Raw genomic sequence first — 21,001 nt, forward strand, 5'->3', positions numbered from 1 at the left:
AAAGTCAGTAAATCCCATCTTCGACTGGCGAAAGAGTTGCAGGGACGGACATACGACCAAATGTTTGCCCACACCACCATCGTCTTCGCACGATACATCATGTTGTCGGCGGCTGCTCGGGACGAGAAGGATCCAAGAACGATAGGAGCTCTCTTCTTCGACTGCTGTGACGAGCTCGAAGACATCCGGTTCGCCGACGCCATGCGTCTGTTGATCGAACTGCTACGGTCCATCATGGAGGCAGCAGATGTTCATAACGGCACCGTGATCGACATGATTGTTGAACAGTTTATCACCCATTTACCCAGCGCTATCAAGGAAAAGCTGGCTGTCTAAGGGTGCGAAACTTGAGTTATCCAAAATATAGAACGGGAGGACCTACAGATGGAATTTGTCACGGTGAAAAAGGAAAACGGCGTCGCTGAGGTGCATCTGCATATCGGTAAAGGCAATGCGTACGACTTCGAAGCTTACAAGGAATTGAATGCGGCCATTGACGAGATTCGCGTGGATTCCAGCATTCACGTGGCCATCTTGATGAGCGATGTCCCGAAGTTTTTCTCCGTCGGTGCCAACGTGAACTTCCTCCGCTCGGCCGACCCGAAGTACAAGACGCAGTTCTGCCTGTTCTGCAATGAGACATTGGATAAAATCGCGCGCTCTCCGCAGATTTTCATCGCTATGCTCGAGGGGCACACCGTCGGGGGAGGACTGGAGATGGCCATGGCTTGCGACCTGCGGTTTGCTGCCAATGCCGACTACCAGATTGGCCTGCCGGAAGTGACGCTGGGCGTATTGCCGGGGACGGGGGGCACACAGCGGATGCTGCGCCTGATTGGGTACTCGAAGGCGCTCGATTTGTGCATCACGGGTCGCACGTTGTCGCCGGAGGAGGCGCTGCAGTACGGCCTGGTGGACCGGGTCTTCGCTGCAGACGAAATTCGAGAGAAAACGTTTGAATACGCGCAGCAGCTGCTGAACAGCGCCACCTATGCAGTCAGTAACATCAAGCTTGCTATCATGAACGGCAAGGAGATGCCGCTGAACGCGGCGATTCGCTATGAAGGCGAACTGCAGAATCTGCTGTTTCGTTCCCAGGACGCCAAGGAAGGGCTGGGCGCATTCCTGGAAAAGCGCACCCCCGCATTCCAGGGTGTGTGAGCGTGGAGACGGTGAGGAAGCGACCGACCTTGGGATCGGGCGCTTCCTTCGGTGCGATTCTCGCGTCATGTTTGCAAGGGATGACCAAAAGGATTGGAGTTGTTGGGAAATGGCACTCCCACAGAAAACGGTGTTTTCCCTGTCCACGCATGACCGTTACAACGCTGCCGTGTACTTCATAGACAGAAACCTGGAACTTGGGTTGGCGGACAAAGTTGCGATTCGAAGTGATGACGGGGATGTTACGTATGGGGATTTGTACCAATTGATGAATCGCGTGGGCAACGGGCTGAAGGCGCTCCAAGTATACATGGAGAATCGCGTGGCCCTGTTGCTACACGACTCGGTGGAGTTCATTGCGTCGTTTTTCGGAACAGTGAAAATCGGGGGTATTCCCATACCCGTCAATACCCTGTTAAGCCCGCAGGACCACGTTTACATCCTCAATGACAGTCGAGCCAAGGTTGCCATCATCGAAGCCGGCCTCTGGCAGCGCCTACGCGACATGGGTGCCGCTTTGCCTTTCTTGAAGCACGTGGTTGTGGTCTGCCGCACGGGTGAGACGGCCCCGCCGGAAAGCTTGGATTTCTCGGCATGGGCGGCGGAACAACCTCCCGAGCTTGCGCCGGCGGACACGGTCTACGACGACGCGGCCTTCTGGCTGTACACCTCCGGCAGCACGGGCAAGCCCAAGGGCGTCATCCATCTGCAGCACGATATGGAAGTGGCCCTGCACAATTACGCAGAGAACATCCTTCGGATGGGGGCCGACGACGTCACCTTTTCCGCCTCCAAGTTGTTTTTCGCCTACGGTATGGGCAACGGTATGTATTTTCCACTCGGGGTTGGTGGCACGACAGTTCTGCTGCGCCAACCGCCGACGCCGCAGGCTGTGATGGAGACGGTGCAGAAGTATCGGCCCACTCTCTTTTTCGGCGTGCCCACACTGTATGCGGCGATGCTGGATTACGTCGAGAAGACCAAGCGGTCATTCGATTTTTCCTCGGTCCGCCAGGGGGTCTCTGCCGGAGAACCGCTGCCGCCGGCCATCTTCCACCGCTTTCGAGAGGTATTCGGCGTGGAGATTCTCGATGGCATCGGCTCCACAGAGGCGCTCCACATCTACATCAGCAATCGGGCGGGGGAGGTTCAGCCGGGGAGCACCGGCCAGCTGGTGCCTGGTTACGAAGCGCGGATTGTGGACGAGGAAGGTCGACCGGTGCCACCCGGAGAACTGGGAGAACTGATGCTCTCCGGCGATTCGCTCGCCGCCGGGTACTGGAACCTGCATGTCCAAACCTGTACCAAATTTCATGGGGCTTGGTTGCGGACAGGGGATAGCTACTATCGTGATGAAAACGATTTCTTTTGGTATTGTGGACGTGTGGACGACATGTTAAAGTCCGGGGGTATCTGGGTCTCGCCGATTGAAATTGAGAATACCCTGATGGAGCATGAGGCTGTGCTCGAGGTGGCTGTGATTGGCGTCAAGGACAGGAACGGCCTGGAGAAGCCGTGGGCGTTTGTGGTGCCGAAGGAACAGGCCGACGCGGCAGAGCTGGAGGCCGTGTTGGTGCGATTTGTCCGGGAGCGGCTCGCGCACTACAAATGTCCGAAGCGATTCGTCTTCGTGGAGGACCTTCCGAAGACGGCGACGGGCAAGATTCAACGGTACAAGCTGAGAGAGGGCGTGCACGCGTGAACCGGATCCCAGCACAGCAGCGAGACGAACTGTTCGCTGCGAAGGAGGTGGGCGAGTGACAGGAAAGATACGGCAGGCGGCAGTGCGGCGGGACTTGGTGGAAGTGGCTCGCGGTGAGCGCGCGCCCACGTTGTGGGTGCGCGGCGGGCGCGTGGTCAACGTGTATTCCGGGGAGATCTTGCCGGCGGACGTGGCGGTGTACAAGGACCGCATTGCCTACGTGGGCCAGCGTCCACGAAAGTTGGATGAACAGACTGTGGTGGTGGACGCCACGGACATGCTGGTGACGCCGGGCTTCATAGAGTCGCACGCGCATCCTTGGGTGCTCTACAACCCACGGAGTCTGACTGAGAAAGTGGTGCCCCTCGGAACCACTACGATAGTTCACGACAACCTGTTTTTCTACCTGCACTTCGGCGCGGAGGGGTTTGCCCGGCTGATGGATGCGGTGCGCGCCCTGCCGGGCCTGCACTTGTGGCTGATTCGGCTCGTCTCTCAGGCGGAATATCCGGGTGAACACGAAGAGTTTGCTCCGGCGCGGCTAAAACCGTTGCTCGACTATCCGGACGTGGTCGGTACCGCTGAGGTCACGCGCTGGCCGATGCTGTACGACGCGGACGCGGCGTTGCTGGAGGTCATTGACCACGCCAAGGCGCTCGGCAAGATTTCGGATGGCCACACGTCCGGGTGCTCCTACGAGCGCTTGAACGCCATTGTGGCGGCGGGCATCAGCGCGTGCCACGAGGCGATTCGGGCGGAGGAGGTGTTGGACCGGCTGCGCCTGGGTCTCTGGACCACTCTCCGCAACAGTTCACTGCGTCCAGACTTACCGGAAATTGTACGCGCAGTGACGGAGCACCAAGTGCACACGCACCGGCTGATGATGACCACGGACGGCCCGCATCCGGGATTTATTGAAGAAAACGGTTTTGTGGATGGACTGTTGCGCCGGGCGGTGGAACTGGGTGTGCCACCGGTGCAGGCCATTCAGATGGTCACGCTCAATCCGGCCGTCTACCTGGGGCTTGACGAACACATTGGCGGCATTGCGCCCGGTCGTCGGGCGGACATGGTACTGCTGCCGGATCTACGACATTTTCGGCCAAGGGCGGTGGTGGCAGGCGGGCGTTTGGTGGCAGAGCACGGTCGGTGGACCGCACCACCGCCGGGCATCGACTGGCACGCCTTCCCCGAAACCAAGCCGATCACGGTTCCGGCGGCGCAGTGGCGGAATCCAGCTCTGTATCGTCATCCTGCGCCTGCATCGGCCGCCGAGGTCACCGTACCGGTGATTCACTTCAAGTCTGCCGTCATCACCGAGCGGAGGGATGTGACCTTGCCGGTGATGGACGGAGCGGTGGACCTCAGTCAACATTCCGGCCTGATTTTCGGGGCGCTGTTAGAGCGTTCAGGCGCCTGGCTGGCGCATGGGCTGCTGGCGAACTTTCTGGACGGTGTGGAGGGGTTGGCCAGCACGTACAACACCACCACCCACATCCTGGCTATGGGGCGCAATCCACAGGCGATGGCGCAGGCCGCGGCGCGTGTCTCCGAACTTGGCGGCGGCATCGTGTTGGTGGAGAACGGTCAAGTGGTGCTGGAAATCCCGCTGCCACTGGCGGGGATGATGACCGACAGTGGATTATTCGACCAGGCGGCGGCCTACTACCGTGTGCTCGCCGACGCAGTGGCGGCACGGGGATATCCGTTTCATGATATTCTCTATTCGCTCTTGTTCTTGACCTGCGACAACCTTCCCGGACTGCGATTGACGCCGCACGGATTGCTGGATGTGAAGACCAAGAAGGTATTGCTGCCCTCAGTGAAGAATCCATTAAAGTGTACACAGACCGCGCAAAGCCGCCGGTAAAGGTGTATGGACGGAGGGGCTGAACGTTTATGAAAGCGTTTACCACAAAGGAGCGAGTGGCGTTTTTTGAAACGGATGCGGCTGGCATCATCCACTTCATGTTTGCCCTCCGCTACTTTGAGATGGGTGAGCGTGAAGCCATGCGCACTATCGGGGTCAAGATTGGCGACGTCAGGCGCGGCGGCACGGAGTTTCCACGGGTGCATCTGGTGTGCGATTACCACCGGCCGCTGTACTACGATGACGTCATCGAGATTCGCACGGTCTGTCGAGCCATCGGACGCTCGTCCATCACCTGGGGGCATCAAATATACCGCGATGGCGAACTGTGCATCAGCGGGCAGATGAAGGTGGTGCACGTGGACAGCCAGACCGGTCGTCCACGGCGCGTTCCGGACGCGTGGCGGGCGCACCTGCTCGGCGACTGAGTTGTGCGCAATCCGGACACCGTTCCCTCCGGGGCACGCGGGATGCGACAAAACGTTTCAAGGAGAGGATGGGGAAGATGGAGCTGAAACCGCGCGTTGTTGAATTTCTGAAAGGTACGAAGCGTCTGTTCATCAACGGGGAATTTGTGGATTCCGTATCTGGTAAGACGTTTGAGACCTACAATCCGGCCACGGGCGAGGTCCTCGCCGTGGTGTCCGAAGCTGGGCCGGAAGACGTGGACCGGGCGGTTCAGGCTGCGCGCAAGGCGTTCGACGAGGGCAAGTGGGCGCGCATGAGCCCGGCACGTCGGAGTCGGTTGATGTATCTGTTGGCGGACGCCATGGAGGCCCACAAGGAAGAGCTGGCTCAGTTGGAAACGCTGGACAACGGGAAGCCCATTCGCGAATCCATGCACGGCGACATCCCGCTCGCCATTGAACATATCCGCTACTATGCGGGATGGGCCACCAAAATCACGGGGCAAACCATTCCAGTGAGCGGCAACTTCTTCAATTACACGCGCCATGAACCCGTGGGCGTGGTTGGTCAGATCATTCCCTGGAACTTTCCGCTGTTGATGGCCGTATGGAAAATTGGCGCAGCACTGGCGATGGGCTGCACAGTGGTGCTGAAGCCCGCGGAACAAACGCCGCTGTCGGCGCTGTATCTGGCCGCCCTGGTGCAGGAAGTCGGATTCCCAGAAGGCGTGTTCAACGTGGTGCCAGGCTTTGGCGAAACGACCGGCGCGGCGCTGGTGGAGCATCCGAAGGTGGACAAAATTGCGTTCACCGGCTCCACGGCAGTGGGCAAAATCATCATGAAGCAGGCTGCAGACACCATGAAGCGCGTAACGCTGGAGCTCGGTGGTAAATCGCCGAACATCATTCTGCCGGACGCCGACATGAAGCGAGCCATTCCAGGTGCCTTCATGGGCATCATGTTCAACCAGGGGCAGGTGTGCTGCGCCGGATCACGGCTGTTCATCCAGAAGAAAGTGTACGACAACGTCGTGGCGGACCTTGCCGATTTGGCGAAGAAGGTGAAACAAGGCCCCGGCTTGGACGAGAGCACGGAGATGGGGCCGCTGGTCTCCGACGAGCAGCAGGCGCGTGTGCTGCGGTATATCGAAGCGGGCCGCCAAGAAGGGGCGCAGGTGGTGGTTGGCGGAGCGTCAGTGTTTGACAAGGGCTACTTTGTCGCCCCCACCATTTTTGCCGACGTGAAGGATGAGATGACAATTGCCCGCGAGGAGATCTTCGGGCCGGTGGTTGCGGCCATGCCGTTCGAGGACCTGGACGACGTGATTCGGCGGGCCAATGACAGCGACTATGGACTCGCCGCCGGACTGTGGACGGAAAATCTCCGCAGTGCGCACTATGTGGCGAGCAAACTGAAGGCTGGCACCGTCTGGGTGAACTGCTACAATGCATTCGATGCTGCAGCTCCGTTTGGCGGTTATAAGCAATCGGGCATCGGACGCGAGATGGGCAGCTACGCGTTGAATAACTACACCGAAGTGAAGGACGTCTGGATCAATCTCAGCTGACCGTTTGAGAGAGAATCGCCTGATACAGAGCTTCCCCGTCGTGAGGGGAAGCTCTGTTTTTAAATTTTCCGTAAAGCAGCGGGAACTTTGAAACAGCCGAATGAACACATTTTGCACAGTACACAATGTGGAGGAGCAACGGTGGGACAGGTTGGAGGATTTGGCATGGCGGTTGGGATGAAGGCGGTGATTGACCTGGGATCGAACTCGGTCCGGCTGGTGGTGTATCAACAGGGGCCGCACGGGACACAGCATGAGGTGGAGGATCTGAAGCAGACGGTGCGGCTGAGCAGTCACCTCACCCCGAAAAACAAGATCACGGACCGAGGCATTGCGCTGACGGTGCAGGTGATTCATGAGTTCAAGCGGCTGTGCGATGCGTACGGCGTCACCGAAGTGATTGGCGTGGCCACCCAGGCAGTCCGCATGGCCGTGAATCAAGCGGAGCTGCTCGACCGGATTCGGAAGGAAACCGGCATTGCCTTTCGGGTTCTGTCCGGGGCGGAGGAAGCTTATTACGGATACCTGGCGGTGGTTAACACGGTTCCGTTGGACGAGGCGGTGATGGTGGACGTGGGCGGCGGCAGCACGGAGATCACCTATTTCCGAAACCGGGTAATGGTCCAGCAGATATCCATTCCGTTCGGCGCTGTGTCGTTGACGCGCCGGTTTCTCCGCACAGATCCGCCGTCCCAGAAAGACGTCAACAAGTTGGAGCGGGCCATTCGGAAGCAGTTGGACGCCTGCGAATGGTTGAAGGGACTGCGCTGCCCGGTGGTCGGCGTGGGCGGCACCGCGCGCACCATCGCCCGCATCCATCAGCGCCGCCGGCACTATCCGCTCGGAATTATCCACGGTTATGAGATGTGGCCCACGGAGGTTACGGCGATTCTCGACATGCTGCGTTCCACGCCGCCGGAAAAGCGAAGTGAAATCAACGGGCTTTCGGATGACCGGGCAGACATCATCGTAGCTGGAGCAGTCATGCTCGACCAGGTGCTGCAGCGAGTGGAAGCGTCACGCCTGGTCATCAGCAACAAGGGGCTGCGCGACGGCATTCTCATGGAACAGATTTTGCAGCACCGCGGAGAATCGGTGCTGTCGGACATGCTGGGTTACAGTCTCGAGAACAACCTCCGTCGCTTTCAAAGCAGCCAGCGCCGCTCTGGTCACGTCTGGCATCTGACCCAACGGTTGTACGCCGCATTGGTGGAACAGGGCTGGTGGACCGACGACGCCGAGGTCTGGCGCTGGCTCCGGGTGGCCGCTCTACTTCAGGATCTTGGGCGCGCCATCAGCATCTACAATACGAGCAAGCACACTTTTTATTTAATCCTTCAAGTGTCGTTGTTCGGCATCAGCCATCGCGACCGCGTTCTGGCGGCGGCCATCGCGGCGTACAAAACCAGCAAGCGGACACAGGCGCTTCTGGCGAACTATCAGGAGTTTTTAGAGGAAGAGGACCTGCTCGCCATCAGCAAGGCCGGGGTGCTGCTGGGATTGGTCCGGAGTCTGGACAGAACGGGCATGGGGAACGTGCGCGACCTTCACCTCATCCCTGCACAAGGGGCATGGAAACTCTGCCTGGATGTGGAGCGCCCGCTGGGGGTTGAACTCGACGCGTCTTCCAAATGGTTAAAAAAATGGCGCAAGGTGTTTCAGAAGGAGATCCGGTTGGAGGTGAATCCGCATGAACGTGCCAAAGATGTATGACCTTGCGGAGAATTATATCAATCGGGAACTCAGCTGGCTGTCGTTCAACGAACGTGTATTGGAGGAAGCCTTGGACGAGAGCAACCCATTGTTTGAACGACTGAAGTTTCTCGCCATCACGGGTTCCAATCTGGATGAGTTTTTCATGGTCCGCGTGGCGGGATTGAAGGCGCAGATGAAGGCGGGCAGCTCCGTGCGGGACAACAAGACGCAGATGTCCGCAGCAGAGCAGTGGGACGCCGCCCTTCACCGGAGCAGATCATTCCAGTCCAAACAGGTGGACACCTGGAACGATGTGCTGGTTCCGCTGCTTCGGGATGCGGGGATTTCCTTCGTCTCCGCGCAGGAACTGAATGAGACCCAGCGAGATTACGTATCAGATTTGTTCACCCGTATGATCTATCCTGTTCTGACACCGATGGCGGTCGACGCCAGCCGACCGTTTCCCATGCTGGCCAACCGCAGCCTCAATCTCGCCGTGCTGATTTCGTCCGAGTCGCCCGAGGAGGAGCCGTACCTGTTTGCCTTCGTTCAGGTGCCGAGCGTTCTCAACCGCCTGTTTGAGCTCCCCGCGGCAGACGGTACGCGCAGCTTCATTTTTCTCGAGGAAATCATTCGGATGCACCTGTCGGATCTGTTTCGAGGCAAGGAGATTGTCTCCGCCAGCTCCTTTCGGATCACGCGCGACGCGGATCTGTCGTTGAACGAACAGGAAGCGGAAGATTTATTGGAAGAGATAGAAAAGGAACTTCAGAAACGGCGGTCGGGGGATGCGGTTCGCATTGAGGTGCAGAAGGGCATGCATTCCTATTTGCGAGGGGTGTTGGAGGAGTGGGAGGAAGTGAGTCCCGCCGAGGTGCTTGAATTGGACGGACCACTCGATTTCACTTTTCTCTTCCGGTTTGTGGACCAGGTTGGCGACGCGGAACACCGCTTCCCCGATTTCCCGCCCATCACTCCGAGCTGCCTGCGCGGCGAAGAGGATGTGTTCCGCATCCTCCGTCAACGCGATGTGCTGCTGCATCATCCGTATGAATCGTTCGATCCGGTCGTGCAGTTCGTGTGCCAGGCCGCACGCGATCCGGATGTCCTGGCTATCAAACAGACCCTGTATCGCGTTGGCGGCGATTCGCCGATTGTCGCCGCCCTCGCGGAAGCGGCGGAGCGGGGAAAGCAGGTCACCGTTCTCGTGGAATTGCGGGCGCGGTTTGACGAGGAGAACAACATCAATTGGGCGAAGAAGTTGGAGAAGGCTGGCTGCCACGTGATCTACGGCCTGGTGGGGCTGAAAACCCATGCGAAGATGATTCTCGTGGTCCGCCGGGAAGACCAGCGTCTGCGGCGCTACGTGCATCTCGGCACCGGCAATTACAATGAAAATACCGCCCGCGTGTACACCGATTTCGGCGTGTTCACCGCCGACGAATGGATAGCCGAGGATGTCGCTTCCATTTTTAATCAGCTCTCCGGCTATTCCTCTCTGCCAGAACTGCACCATTTACGCGTGGCTCCGTGGAATCTCGAGTCCGCGTTTCTGTCGGAGATTGAATCGGTGATCGCCAAAACCACGGCGGGGGAACCGGGCAGAATCATCGCGAAGATGAACGCGCTCACCGACAAGGACATGATTGACGGGCTGTACCGGGCCTCCGGCGCCGGCGTGGAGATTGACCTCATTGTTCGCGGCATTTGCTGCCTGCGTCCGGGCATTCCCGGCGTGTCGGAAAACATTCGCGTGCACAGCATCGTCGGTCGCTTTTTGGAACACGGTCGCGCCTACTATTTCCGCAGCGGCAATCAGGAAAAAGTGTTCCTGTCCAGCGCCGATTGGATGACTCGAAACCTCGAAACGCGGGTCGAAACGTTGTTCCCGGTGCTCCACCCGCCACTGCAGCAGCGCGTCAAGGACATCCTCGACACGCAGTTGGCGGACAATGTCAAACGGAGAGTGCTGCAACCGGACGGCACATACGTGCGGGTGACGCCATGGTCGGGAGAACCGGCGGTCAACAGCCAGGAAGTGCTGTACCGCCAGGTGGTGAAATCGCACCGCCAATTGATTCGAGAGATTTGAGGATGCTGGACTTTCCGAAATTGGGTAAACTAGATAACATATGAGACGAAGTGCGTGGAAGAATTTCGGGGTGTCACCGGTGCACCTTGGGATGGCGGTGGTTTCGTGTTTACTGCGCTGCACGTACGAAATTGGAAGAACTTTACAAGAGTCGATATCGATGCGTTGGCGCCGCGTATGTTTTGTGTCGGGCCGAATGCTTCCGGCAAGTCGAACTTGTTGGATGTGTTTCGATTTCTGCACGACATTGCCCGGACGGGAGGCGGTTTCCAAAACGCAGTCAGACAGAGAGGCGGCGTGTCGAAACTTCGCAGTCTTGCGGCGAGGCGGTACTCAGACATTGTGATTGAAGTCAGTATGGATCTCCGCAAGAGTCGCTGGATCTATCGCTTGGCCTTCAATCAGGACAACAACCGCGTGCCCGTCATACGCGAGGAGTCCGTCTGGCAGGACGGAAAACAAATTTTGGCGCGACCGGACGAGTTGGACAAGGACGATCCGGAACGGATGACGCAGACCCAGTTGGAACAGGTGACGGCGAACAAGGAGTTTCGCGACATCGTGAATTTCTTTGACTCGGTGCACTATCTGCACATTGTGCCGCAACTCGTACGCGAACCGGATCGCTCCGTGGGAAAGACGTACGATCCGTTCGGTGGCGATTTTTTGGAACAAATTATGAAAACGCAAACCAAGACCAAGCAATCCCGATTGCGGCGCATTGAAAGCGCACTGAAGGTGGCCGTCCCGCAACTGGAAGAGTTGAAGGTGGATCGCGATGTGAAAGGAACGCCGCATCTGTTTGGGCGATATGCACATTGGCGCAAGGGGGCTGGCTGGCAGACGGAAGATCAACTGTCCGATGGAACCCTGCGCCTGTTGGGATTGCTCTGGGCCGTGATGGACGGCAATGGCCCGCTTCTGCTCGAGGAGCCGGAACTGTCGTTGCATCCGGAAGTTGTAAAATACATTCCCCAAATGTTGGCCATCGTCATGCGAAAGCGATCCCGACAGATTTTTGTAAGCACGCACAGTCGTGACCTTTTGGAGGACTCGGGTATCCGAGAAGACGAGGTGCTCATGTTGCAGCCGACAGAAGAAGGTACGGATGTCATTCTCGGAAAAAATGACAGGGCGCTGACCAACCTCCTGATGGGGGGAGGCACCGTTGCGGATGTGGTCATGCCAAGGACTCGCCCGAAAAATGTGGAGCAGTTGACATTGTTCGGAGAGGATTTTCGATGAGTCTCGACGATTGGATACTGCCCATTCAGGTGGTGGTGGAGGGGCTTGTCGATGAGGCCATCGCGGATCGGCTTCTTCGCGAAATCGGAATTCCTGGTGATCGGTACATCATTTCGGTTCGCGGTGGGCGGGCAAAAATCATGAGCAAACTGCAGAACTATAATTACGCGGCATCCCGACAGCCGTGGGTGATCTTCATGGATCTCGACAACGATGAATGTGCGCCATCTCTGATTGCCCGGTATTTGCCATCCCCCAACGCCGGGATGTGTCTCAGGGTTGCTGTTCGCGAAGTGGAATCGTGGATTATGGCAGATCCCACCCATTTGGCTAATTTTCTCGGACTATCTCCCAGCGTTGTTCCGACGTCTCCGGATGCGGAGGAAGATCCCAAATTGAAGCTACTTCAGTTGGCACGTCGGTCACGGAGGCGTGATATCCGAGAAGATCTTGTGGTTGAAAGGAACGGGACGCTTCGCGAGGGACCAGCCTATGCAGGTCGTCTGCAGCGATTTGTGAGGGAAGAGTGGGACGTGCAGCGAGCTGCGGAGAGATCGGACAGTTTGCTGCGGTGTATCAGGGGATTGCAAAGGTGGAAACAAAGAGTCTTCCTCTCGTCTCCAACCAGTCCTCCGTCCCTTTAATGTCCCCCGTGTCCTACAGGGCACGGGGTTCTTTCGTTACGCCGAGTTCAAGCGCTGACCGCAGCGGAATACATCAACACGGTTGTCGCTCTGGGACGTCCCCCGTGTTGCGACAGGAATTGAACCAATGGATGTGTTTATCCGGCGGCTTTGTAGTGTGGACAACGCGCGTGCACGCCTGGACTTCCTTCGGTTCTGTACCACCCCTTTCGGAGATATACTCCACTAGGCAGGTGAACAGCACCAGGGGCATTCCGCTCCCTATCTGACGAAATTTTCCGATCCGTGCTATAATGGGCGCGCCAGCCGGGGCGGGGGTAAAGCAGACGTCAACCACCGCCTCACCCGGTCCCAGGGATGGCGCGATTTCGGGGAGGGGAATATTGTGGAGTATCAGATTGAGGGAACGACCATGCAGACCCTGGTGCTGCAACTGCGTCGAGGGGAACAGCTGTACTCGGAGACGGGGAATCTATTGATGATGTCTGACGCGATACGGATGACCACCACAGGTGGTGGTTTTGGCCAGATGCTGGCGCGCGGGTTGACCGGCAACAGCCTGTTCCTCAACGTGTTTGAAGCCGAGGAAGACGGGGCGGAGGTGATGTTCGCCACGCGCATGCCGGGGCACATCGTGCCGTTTGATATGCGTCAAGCGTACGAAGTGGTGGTTCAGCGGCATGCCTTCCTGTGCGCGGAGCGGAGCGTGTCGTACAACGCCGGCTTCACGCTGAAGCTGGGGCGTTTTCTCGGAGGAAATGGCCTGATGTTCAATACCATTCGTGGCGACGGCATGGCATTCATCTCGGTGGATGGAGAGGTGGTGCACCGGACGTTGCGGGGCGGCGAATCCATCCTGGTGCATCCGGGGCACATTGCGGCCTTCCGGGGGTCCATCGAGTATGAGGTGGAACTGCTCAAAGGTGTCAGAAACCTGCTCTTTGGCGGGGACGGATTATATCTCATCCGTCTGACGGGGCCGGGACAAGTGTGGCTGCACGGAGTGAGCATTCACAATCTGCGGGACGCCCTCTCCGTACCGGGTTCTCGTTGACATCGCCGCAGCTGACCGGAGGGGGCCAGCGCTCTCACTGCAAGTGTCCGTTTTCCGTATCCTCGTTTGGCGAGGATGAGTCCACACAAGTCTACAGGTGCACACCGACCGCGTTCAGGGCCTCGCGGAACGACTGCGAGAGAAAGGAGACCACATCCGGGACGTTGGGAAAGTCGGGGTGCTTTCTTTTGGACATCGGCAGGTAGCGTCCATTCTGCAGAACCACCGCACCGTCGTGCACCATCCGCCGCAGCGCCTCCGCCGGATTCGCCTGGCGGTCCAAACCGCCGTGAACCATGTGAATGAGGTCCTGCAGTTGCCTGCAAATCACGTCCAGCGTAGTGTGGATGACGTGCGCGCGATACGGCGGGCGCAATTCCACGACCGAACTCGGCGCCTGTGCTGCGGCGAAGATCCGGGGATGCCATAGGCTCGAGAGTCTGTCGTCCGGTGACAACGAGCGGCAGAATCATGGCAATCAATGAACTGGCGGCGGCCACGCGGCCGAGCACCTGGGTGTGATGAGAGTCCGCCAACCGCGTCAACGCGGCGGGCGCCACAATGGTCAACAGTGCAGACGTATGGAAATTCAAGGAGAACGCATAGATGTTGATTCCGATCCAGGAAGGTGACCATCCCTGCGTTGCTGGTGAACATGCTGAAGTCTCCGCGCTTTGCACACTTCCCAGACAAATTGTCAAAATTCCATATTGAAAACCCTTGCATGCCAGATTATACTGACTATATTAGTTGAGTCATAAAACTAACTAATTCGGACGCACTGACCACAGATGTGATGACAAGTGGGCCATTTCGGTTCATGGCTGTTCTTTGCGCAGCCACTGAACAGTGGCCCAGATGGATTGAAAGCCCTTTCTTACAAGGCGCGGGACGCGAGCGGCAAGTCGTCAACGTGGTTTATACAGTGAATTCCTTGCTGCATCACGTTGTGGCGCGTCAGCGTGCGACGGGTGGGGATCGATGGACTGCCCGGTGTGGAGCGACCGTGCGGTTGTCGATACGAAATCAACACACATAGGGGGAAATGCGATGAGGAAGAAGTGGATGACGGCGGGAATGGCCGCCATGTTAGCACTCGCAGCAGCGGGGTGCGGCACGTCCGGAGGCTCGGGCAACAGTGCTGGCAGTGGAGGTTCTGGCGGAAACGGGGTGAAGATTGGTCTTTCCTTTGGCGACTTGCAGTTGGAGCGCTGGCATCACGACGAACAGTATTTCACGGACTACGTGAAGGCCAACAGCAAGGACCAGGTCTTGGTACAGGATGCCAACGGCGATTCGTCCACCCAGGTGTCGCAGTGTGAAAACCTGATTTCGCAGGGGGTCAAGGTTTTGGTGATTGTGCCGCAGGACGGCACCGCATTGACGCAGGTGGTCAACGACGCCAATCGCTCCGGCGTGAAGGTCATTGCATACGATCGCATGATTGTCAATGCCAAACCGGATCTCTACGTTTCCTTTGACAATGTCAAAGTGGGTGAATTGCAGGCGCAGTACCTGACGAAAGTGGCCCCGAAGGGGAAATACGTTCTGATTGAAGGCTCTCCGACGGACAACAACGCCTACATGTTCTATCAGGGGCAGATGAACGTGCTGCAGCCCCTCATCGACAAGGGGGACATTCAGGTTGTGTTCAAGCAGTTCACACCCAACTGGAGTACGGAGAACGCGTTGAATGAAATGGAAGACGCGCTGACCAAGACCCACAACCAGGTGGATGCGGTTCTCGACGCGAACGATTCGACTGCGCTCGGCGTCATCCAGGCGTTGAAACAGCAGCATCTGGCGGGGAAAGTACCGGTCACCGGGCAGGATGCGGACTTGGCCAACTGTCAGTTGATTGAACAGGGCCTGCAGACCATGACGGTGTACAAACCCATCAAGCAGGAGGCCGAGGCAGCTGCCAAAGCGGCGATTGAGCTGGGCAACGGGCAGATGCCACAGACCACGGCAACGACCAACAACAAGACCATCAACGTCCCGTCCATTTTGTTGACGCCGATTGCGGTCACCAAGGACAACATGATGTCCACCGTTGTGAAGGACGGATTCCACACAGAGGCTGAAGTCAAGTCCACCTCGAGCCAGTGATCAGCCTGCATAGGGAGGGAGGCCGTCCGCATGCCTGCGGGCGGCCATTGGAAAGGACGGTCTGACGATGACGGAATGGGCACTGGAGATGACCGATATTACCAAGGAGTTTTCCGGCGTCAAGGCGTTGGATGCGGTCTCCCTGCGGGTGAAAAAAGGGGAGATTCACGCGCTGTGCGGGGAGAACGGCGCCGGAAAGTCCACGTTGATGAAGGTGTTGAGTGGAGTGTACCCGCATGGCACATTCACGGGAGACATTCGTGTGAATGGCAAACCGGTGCAGTTTCGCGGGATTGCCGACTCGGAGGCGAGCGGGGTAGCCATCATATACCAGGAGCTGGCCCTCGTCCCCGAATTCACCATCGCCGAAAACGTGTTTCTCGGCAAAGAGCCGGGACGACTTGGGATGATCTCCGAAGATGAAGTCTATCAACAGGCGCGGAAATGGACGGAGGCCGTCGGTTTACAACGGCCTCTGAGCACGAAAGTGAAGTACCTCGGCGTTGGCGAACAGCAATTGGTGGAAATTGCAAAAGCCCTGAAAAAGCGCGCCGAGATTCTCATCTTGGACGAACCCACCGCCGCTCTGAGCGAACGGGAAGTGGAGCGTTTGCTGCAAATTCTGCGCGAGCTGCGGTCGCGCGGCGTGACGTGCATTTATATTTCGCACAAACTGGACGAAGTGTTATCGATTGCCGATACGGTAACAGTGCTCCGCGATGGGCGGTCGATTGCGACCAAACCGGTCTCCGAACTGGACGAGTCGGCCATCATTTCATTGATGGTGGGACGCAATCTGGACGAACTGTTTCCGAAGGTGACCACGCCACCGGGTGATGTGGTGATGCGCGTATCCAACTGGTCCGTCACCAGTGCCGAAACCCGGCGCCAGATTGTTCGAGACGTTTCGTTCGAGGTGCGTGCGGGCGAGGTGGTGGGCATCGCCGGCCTGGTCGGATCCGGCCGTTCGGAGTTGGTCACCAGCATCTTCGGCGCTTATCCGGGGCGGGTGGCTGGAGATTTGGAGATTGCCGGGGAAAAGGTGCATATCAAGGACGCTGCGGACGCCATCCAAAAAGGGATTGGTCTCGTTACGGAAGACCGGAAGAAGCAGGGGCTGGTGCTCGGGATGGACATTCGCAAAAACATCACGTTGGCCAGTCTCCGCCGCCTGCCGGGAACCATTGCCATTCACGATGCGGAGGAAATTCAGTGGTCCGAGAAGCTGGTGCGCGATCTGCGCATCAAAGTCCCATCTCTCGAAGTCGCAGTCAGTGCACTGAGTGGCGGTAACCAGCAGAAGGTTGTGATTGCCAAGTGGCTGTTGACCCATCCGAAAATCCTCATTCTGGACGAACCGACACGCGGCATCGACGTCGGTGCCAAATATGAAATCTATCAATTGATGAATCAACTGACACAGCAGGGGATGGCCATCCTGATGATCTCTTCTGAACTGCCGGAAGTTCTCGGGATGAGTGATCGGATCTTGGTCATGGGCGGCGGCCGAATTCAGGGCGAATTGAAGCGGGAAGAAGCCTCTCAGGAAAAGATTATGCATTTGGCGACGAGGGGGCAGTAGAATGTCAATGAACCAACCGGAATTGAATGCAGTGACAAAAGTCCCGCTGAAGCAGATGCTGCGGGTAAACCTGCGCACTTACTCCATGATCATTGCGCTGTTCGCGATTTGGATTCTGTTCACGGCAACCACCAATGGCATCTTTCTCACACCGCGCAATCTCTCGAATCTGTTTGAGCAGAGCGCGGAAACGGCCATTCTCGCCGTCGGCGCCGTGCTGGTGATTGTGGCGGCACAGATTGATCTCTCCGTGGGCTCTCTCGCGGGTCTGACGGGTGGCGTGGCGACCATCTGTCAGGTGTGGCTCAAGATGAACGCCGTGGAGTCCATCGTCATCGCATTGGTTCTCGGGGTGTTGTTGGGCCTGTTTCAAGGATGGTGGGTGGCGTATCAAAATGTTCCGGCCTTCATTGTCACACTGGGCGGGATGTTGGTCTTCCGCGGCATCGTCATCGGCTTGACCAACGGGCAGAGCATCTCCCCGCTGCGGGACGGATATGTCGCCATCGGAGAGTCCTACGTGCCGCCGATGGTCGGTATTGTTCTGGCCGTGCTCGCCATTCTGGGATACGCCTATTTCTTGATTCGGCGCCGACAGACGCGGCGAAACTTTGGGTTTGCGGTGCGCCCCATTGCGTCAGATGTGGTATTGTTCATCGTCATCGCGGTCGTCATTGGCGTGTTCGTCTACGTGATGAACGCGTATCAAGGGATTCCCATCCCCATTTTCATCGTCCTGTTGCTGGCGTTGCTGTTTTCGTTCATCGCCGCGAAGACGCGATTCGGCAGGTCCATCTACGCCATCGGCGGCAACCTGGAAGCGGCTCGGATGTCCGGGATACCGATTCGCGGCAGGATTCTCTCGGTGTTTGCGCTGTCCGGACTGATGGCGGCCATCTGCGGCATCGTTCTGACCGCTCGACTTGACGCCGGTACCGTGGACGCCGGCACCAACTTCGAATTGAACGCCATCGCGGCCTGCGTCATTGGCGGCACGAGTTTGATGGGCGGCGTCGGGTCGGTGACCGGTGCGGTCATCGGGGCCATGGTGATGGGCAGCATTGACGACGGCATGAGTCTGATGAATGCCGCCCCGTTTTGGCAGTACGTGGTCAAGGGCCTGATTCTGATTGTCGCCGTGTGGATTGATATCCAATCGAAACGTCGGCAGGCCGCTTGACGCAAATTTGAATTGAACTTCGAGGAGTGGTGGTTCTTGTCCATTCGATTCGGTGTTCTTGGTACCGCGCGCATTGCCGAACAGCAGGTGATTCCGGCGATTCACGGCGCATCCACGGCGGAATTGGTCGCGGTGGCCAGCCGGGACGGGAAACGCGCCGCAGCGTTCGCGGAGCGCAACGGAATCCCCCGCTCGTATGACAGCTATGAGGCGTTGTTGGCCGATCCGGAGATTGACGCTGTGTACATTCCGCTGCCCAACCACCTGCACGCCGAGTGGACCATTGCAGCTGCCAAAGCGGGAAAGCACATCTTGTGCGAGAAACCGGCGGCGCTCAACGCCGACCAGATGCGCGAAGTGCTCGAGGTGTGCCAAAGCCAGGGCGTGACCTTCATGGAAGCTTTCATGTATCGCTTCCATCCCCAGTGGACAAGGGTGAAGGCGCTGATGGACGACGGAGCCATCGGCGAACTGCGGGTCATCAGCGGATCGTTCAGCTTTGTCCTGAAGAACCCCGCGGACATTCGGATGTCTCCGACCATGGGCGGCGGAGCCCTGTACGATGTGGGGTGTTATTGTGTTCATGCCATACAGATGCTGATGGGAGATGAATGGCCGAGCGAGGTGCATGCGGTGGCACGCTTCACCAACGGTGTGGACACCACGCTCTCCGCGGTTCTAAAGTTTCCATCTGGTGTCCTTGGGCATTTCGATTGCTCGTTCGAGGCCCATCGACGTCAGTTCGTACAGCTGGCTGGAACCGACGGAGCGCTGACCCTTTCCCTGCCATTCCGGCCGGATCACGGGACGCCCACGCTGGAGTTGACCAACGCATCTGGTCGCACGGTGGAGACGTTCCATCCGTTTGATATATACGTGGCCGAGGTGGAACACTTTGTGAGCTGCGTACGGAACGGACTTCCCACGGTCAACTCGCCCGAGACGTCCATCCGGACGCTTCAGATAATGGATGACATTTTTGCGGCGCTGCACTGCCACCAGTAACCGGGGAACCGCCACCCCATTCGGGGAGGCGGTTTTCACATTGTGTTCGTCGGCCTGTGTTGTGCAGCGCGTGTTGTCATTGAATACACTTTCATGGTTGACATCGCTTCTACCTGTGCTACAATAACTTCAAACAGATGTGGTAACGTTTTCACACGATGCTGCATCTGTCGGGGGTGGAAGCGAAGTGCCACTGCAAGGGTGAAGCCAATGGCCACAATCAAAGACGTTGCACGACTTGCCAATGTTTCCGTCTCCACGGTTTCGCGTGCCATCAACCACAGCGGCTATGTGGCGAAGGACGTGTACGACCGTGTGCTGGCAGCCATGCGGGAGTTGAATTACCAACCCAATGCGGTAGCGAGAGGATTGGTCAGCCGCAAAACTGGTTCCATCGGACTCATCATTCCGGATGTGGCGAATCCGTTTTTTTCCGATATCGCTCGCGGGGTCGAGGACGAAGCCATCGCGAACGGGTACACGGTCATCCTCTGCAATACCGATTGGAACCTGCAGCGTGAGCAGATGTACGTTCGTCTGATGCAAGGCAAATGGGTGGAAGGCATCGTGCTGGTGGGAAGTCGCACGCCGGAACAGGAATTGGCGGCATTGTTGAACGGACTGCCCATCGTGCTGGCGGATCGCAAACCCAATCTCCTCAAGAGCGCTGTATGGTCTGACAATGAGGTGGGGGCGTATCTCGCCACCCAACACCTGATGGACGTCGGTTGTCGGAAGATTGCTCATATCGCGGGACCGGAGGATTCACCCTCAGCCACGGCGCGGAGAATGGGCTTCCGTCGGGCGATTGAGGAGCAGGTGGGGGTGTACGGCACCATTGCGCAGGGCAATTTTCGCTTCGATGGTGGATATGATGCGGCCATGAAGCTGTTTACCGCGGACGATCCGCCCGAAGGCATCTTCGCCGCGAACGATATGATGGCCGTTGCGGTGATTCAGGCGGCCAACCGGCTGGGAATCCGCATTCCGCGCGACGTCCGATTGGTGGGATATGACAACATCTCCATGTCGGAATACGTGTACCCGTCCATCACCACGGTGGAGCAACGGGGCTATGACATGGGACGCGAAGCTTCCAAATTGCTGTTGGCTCTGCTGGAGCAGCGAATGGATGCAGTGTTGACCAAGGAACTGGAACCAACCTTGCTCATCAGGCAATCCACACAGACGGAGAATGCGTGATTTTGTAACCGATGTGGAAACGTTTCCACACAACCACCTTTACACACATCGGGGTCCGGAGAGGGGAGTTGCATCATGAAATTCACAGGTATCCTTCACGGCGGCCTGTCCGAACTGGTGGCCAGGTTGGGCCATGGCGAGGAAATTGTCATTTCCGACTACGGCCTGCCGGTTCCCGAAGGTGTGGCACAAATTGATTTGGCGGTCAAGCCGGGTGTCCCCGCGTTTTTGGACGTGGTGGAAACCACGCTGTCCGAACTGGTCGTGGAGTCGTGGGTGTTGGCGGAGGAATTGAAATCCGCCAAGCCTGATTATGTGGCGAAGATGGAAGAACTGCTGAAGTCCGCACCAGAATTTGTGACGCACGAACAGTTCAAGAACCGCTCCAGGCGGGCCAGAGCTGTGATTCGAACGGGGGAGTGGACTCCGTACGCAAATGTGATTTTGCGGGCGGGTGTGCCGTTCTAGGTGAGGGGGTGCAATT

17 protein-coding genes and 1 pseudogene are annotated in these 21,001 nt (G+C 57.9%); 17 read left to right on the plus strand and 1 reads right to left on the minus strand.

Annotated features, from left to right (window positions below; translation table 11 throughout):
* The 11 genes and pseudogenes from G463_RS23165 to G463_RS0110035 form a co-directional block, all read left to right on the plus strand.
* Positions 1-336 (plus strand): annotated as a pseudogene (locus G463_RS23165) (IS4 family transposase); the annotation flags it as partial.
* Positions 337-384: 48 nt separating this feature from the next.
* Positions 385-1,161: an enoyl-CoA hydratase/isomerase family protein gene (locus tag G463_RS0109990; protein ID WP_035486726.1), complete on the plus strand. Its 777-nt coding sequence runs from the start codon at positions 385-387 to the stop codon at positions 1,159-1,161.
* A 109-nt stretch (positions 1,162-1,270) separates the two neighbouring features.
* Positions 1,271-2,863, plus strand: a complete 1,593-nt coding sequence (locus tag G463_RS0109995) for a benzoate-CoA ligase family protein (RefSeq protein WP_051322174.1) — start codon at positions 1,271-1,273, stop codon at positions 2,861-2,863.
* Between the two features lie 55 nt (positions 2,864-2,918).
* Positions 2,919-4,733: an adenine deaminase C-terminal domain-containing protein gene (locus G463_RS19835; protein WP_425387066.1), complete on the plus strand. Its 1,815-nt coding sequence runs from the start codon at positions 2,919-2,921 to the stop codon at positions 4,731-4,733.
* A gap of 29 nt (positions 4,734-4,762) precedes the next feature.
* On the plus strand, positions 4,763-5,161 hold the full coding sequence (locus G463_RS19840) for an acyl-CoA thioesterase (protein ID WP_051322175.1): 399 nt from the start codon (positions 4,763-4,765) through the stop codon (positions 5,159-5,161).
* A 68-nt stretch (positions 5,162-5,229) separates the two neighbouring features.
* Positions 5,230-6,708 carry an aldehyde dehydrogenase family protein gene (locus G463_RS0110010; RefSeq protein WP_026975051.1) on the plus strand — a complete coding sequence of 493 codons (1,479 nt, stop codon included), beginning with the start codon at positions 5,230-5,232 and terminating at the stop codon, positions 6,706-6,708.
* Positions 6,709-6,849: 141 nt separating this feature from the next.
* A complete protein-coding gene (locus G463_RS0110015; RefSeq protein WP_026975052.1) occupies positions 6,850-8,421 on the plus strand; it encodes a Ppx/GppA phosphatase family protein in 1,572 nt (523 codons plus the stop codon).
* The gene (locus tag G463_RS0110020; protein ID WP_026975053.1) at positions 8,399-10,495 is read left to right on the plus strand and encodes an RNA degradosome polyphosphate kinase; all 2,097 of its coding nucleotides are present in this window, start codon (positions 8,399-8,401) and stop codon (positions 10,493-10,495) included. The genes G463_RS0110015 and G463_RS0110020 overlap by 23 nt, the downstream gene beginning before the upstream one ends.
* A gap of 54 nt (positions 10,496-10,549) precedes the next feature.
* On the plus strand, positions 10,550-11,740 hold the full coding sequence (locus G463_RS0110025) for an AAA family ATPase (RefSeq protein WP_211227405.1): 1,191 nt from the start codon (positions 10,550-10,552) through the stop codon (positions 11,738-11,740).
* Positions 11,737-12,384: a hypothetical protein gene (locus G463_RS21770; RefSeq protein ID WP_026975055.1), complete on the plus strand. Its 648-nt coding sequence runs from the start codon at positions 11,737-11,739 to the stop codon at positions 12,382-12,384. The genes G463_RS0110025 and G463_RS21770 overlap by 4 nt, the downstream gene beginning before the upstream one ends.
* A gap of 385 nt (positions 12,385-12,769) precedes the next feature.
* Positions 12,770-13,438, plus strand: a complete 669-nt coding sequence (locus tag G463_RS0110035; RefSeq protein WP_026975056.1) for a TIGR00266 family protein — start codon at positions 12,770-12,772, stop codon at positions 13,436-13,438.
* 91 nt (positions 13,439-13,529) lie between these two features.
* Here the strand turns inward: G463_RS0110035 and G463_RS0110040 are convergent, their stop codons facing one another.
* Entirely contained in the window at positions 13,530-13,820 is a 291-nt protein-coding gene (locus G463_RS0110040; RefSeq protein WP_026975057.1) for a hypothetical protein, read from the minus strand.
* Positions 13,821-14,488: 668 nt separating this feature from the next.
* Here G463_RS0110040 and xylF point away from each other — a divergent pair.
* From xylF to rbsD, 6 genes are all read left to right on the plus strand, one after another.
* Positions 14,489-15,547 carry a D-xylose ABC transporter substrate-binding protein gene (xylF, locus tag G463_RS19850; RefSeq protein WP_035486730.1) on the plus strand — a complete coding sequence of 353 codons (1,059 nt, stop codon included), beginning with the start codon at positions 14,489-14,491 and terminating at the stop codon, positions 15,545-15,547.
* 67 nt (positions 15,548-15,614) lie between these two features.
* On the plus strand, positions 15,615-17,129 hold the full coding sequence (locus tag G463_RS0110050; protein WP_026975058.1) for a xylose ABC transporter ATP-binding protein: 1,515 nt from the start codon (positions 15,615-15,617) through the stop codon (positions 17,127-17,129).
* Between the two features lies 1 nt (position 17,130).
* Positions 17,131-18,309 carry a sugar ABC transporter permease gene (locus G463_RS0110055; RefSeq protein WP_035486732.1) on the plus strand — a complete coding sequence of 393 codons (1,179 nt, stop codon included), beginning with the start codon at positions 17,131-17,133 and terminating at the stop codon, positions 18,307-18,309.
* Between the two features lie 36 nt (positions 18,310-18,345).
* Positions 18,346-19,314, plus strand: coding sequence for a Gfo/Idh/MocA family protein (locus G463_RS0110060; RefSeq protein WP_035486735.1), 969 nt, complete (start codon positions 18,346-18,348; stop codon positions 19,312-19,314).
* A 210-nt stretch (positions 19,315-19,524) separates the two neighbouring features.
* Positions 19,525-20,517, plus strand: a complete 993-nt coding sequence (locus G463_RS0110065) for a LacI family DNA-binding transcriptional regulator (protein ID WP_026975061.1) — start codon at positions 19,525-19,527, stop codon at positions 20,515-20,517.
* 75 nt (positions 20,518-20,592) lie between these two features.
* Positions 20,593-20,985, plus strand: a complete 393-nt coding sequence (rbsD, locus tag G463_RS0110070) for a D-ribose pyranase (protein WP_026975062.1) — start codon at positions 20,593-20,595, stop codon at positions 20,983-20,985.
* Positions 20,986-21,001 lie beyond the last annotated feature (16 nt).

Source organism: Alicyclobacillus contaminans DSM 17975, from assembly GCF_000429525.1.
GTDB lineage: Bacteria > Bacillota > Bacilli > Alicyclobacillales > Alicyclobacillaceae > Alicyclobacillus_A > Alicyclobacillus_A contaminans.

Bases quoted from the DNA above. Each gene is read 5' to 3' on its own strand.
- G463_RS0109990 (WP_035486726.1), top strand. From the start codon at position 385: ATGGAATTTGTCACGGTGAAAAAGGAAAACGGCGTCGCTGAGGTGCAT.
- G463_RS0109995 (WP_051322174.1), top strand. From the start codon at position 1,271: ATGGCACTCCCACAGAAAACGGTGTTTTCCCTGTCCACGCATGACCGT.
- G463_RS19840 (WP_051322175.1), top strand. From the start codon at position 4,763: ATGAAAGCGTTTACCACAAAGGAGCGAGTGGCGTTTTTTGAAACGGAT.
- G463_RS0110010 (WP_026975051.1), top strand. From the start codon at position 5,230: ATGGGGAAGATGGAGCTGAAACCGCGCGTTGTTGAATTTCTGAAAGGT.
- G463_RS0110020 (WP_026975053.1), top strand. From the start codon at position 8,399: ATGAACGTGCCAAAGATGTATGACCTTGCGGAGAATTATATCAATCGG.
- G463_RS21770 (WP_026975055.1), top strand. From the start codon at position 11,737: ATGAGTCTCGACGATTGGATACTGCCCATTCAGGTGGTGGTGGAGGGG.
- xylF (WP_035486730.1), top strand. From the start codon at position 14,489: ATGAGGAAGAAGTGGATGACGGCGGGAATGGCCGCCATGTTAGCACTC.
- G463_RS0110050 (WP_026975058.1), top strand. From the start codon at position 15,615: ATGACGGAATGGGCACTGGAGATGACCGATATTACCAAGGAGTTTTCC.
- G463_RS0110055 (WP_035486732.1), top strand. From the start codon at position 17,131: ATGTCAATGAACCAACCGGAATTGAATGCAGTGACAAAAGTCCCGCTG.
- G463_RS0110065 (WP_026975061.1), top strand. From the start codon at position 19,525: ATGGCCACAATCAAAGACGTTGCACGACTTGCCAATGTTTCCGTCTCC.
- rbsD (WP_026975062.1), top strand. From the start codon at position 20,593: ATGAAATTCACAGGTATCCTTCACGGCGGCCTGTCCGAACTGGTGGCC.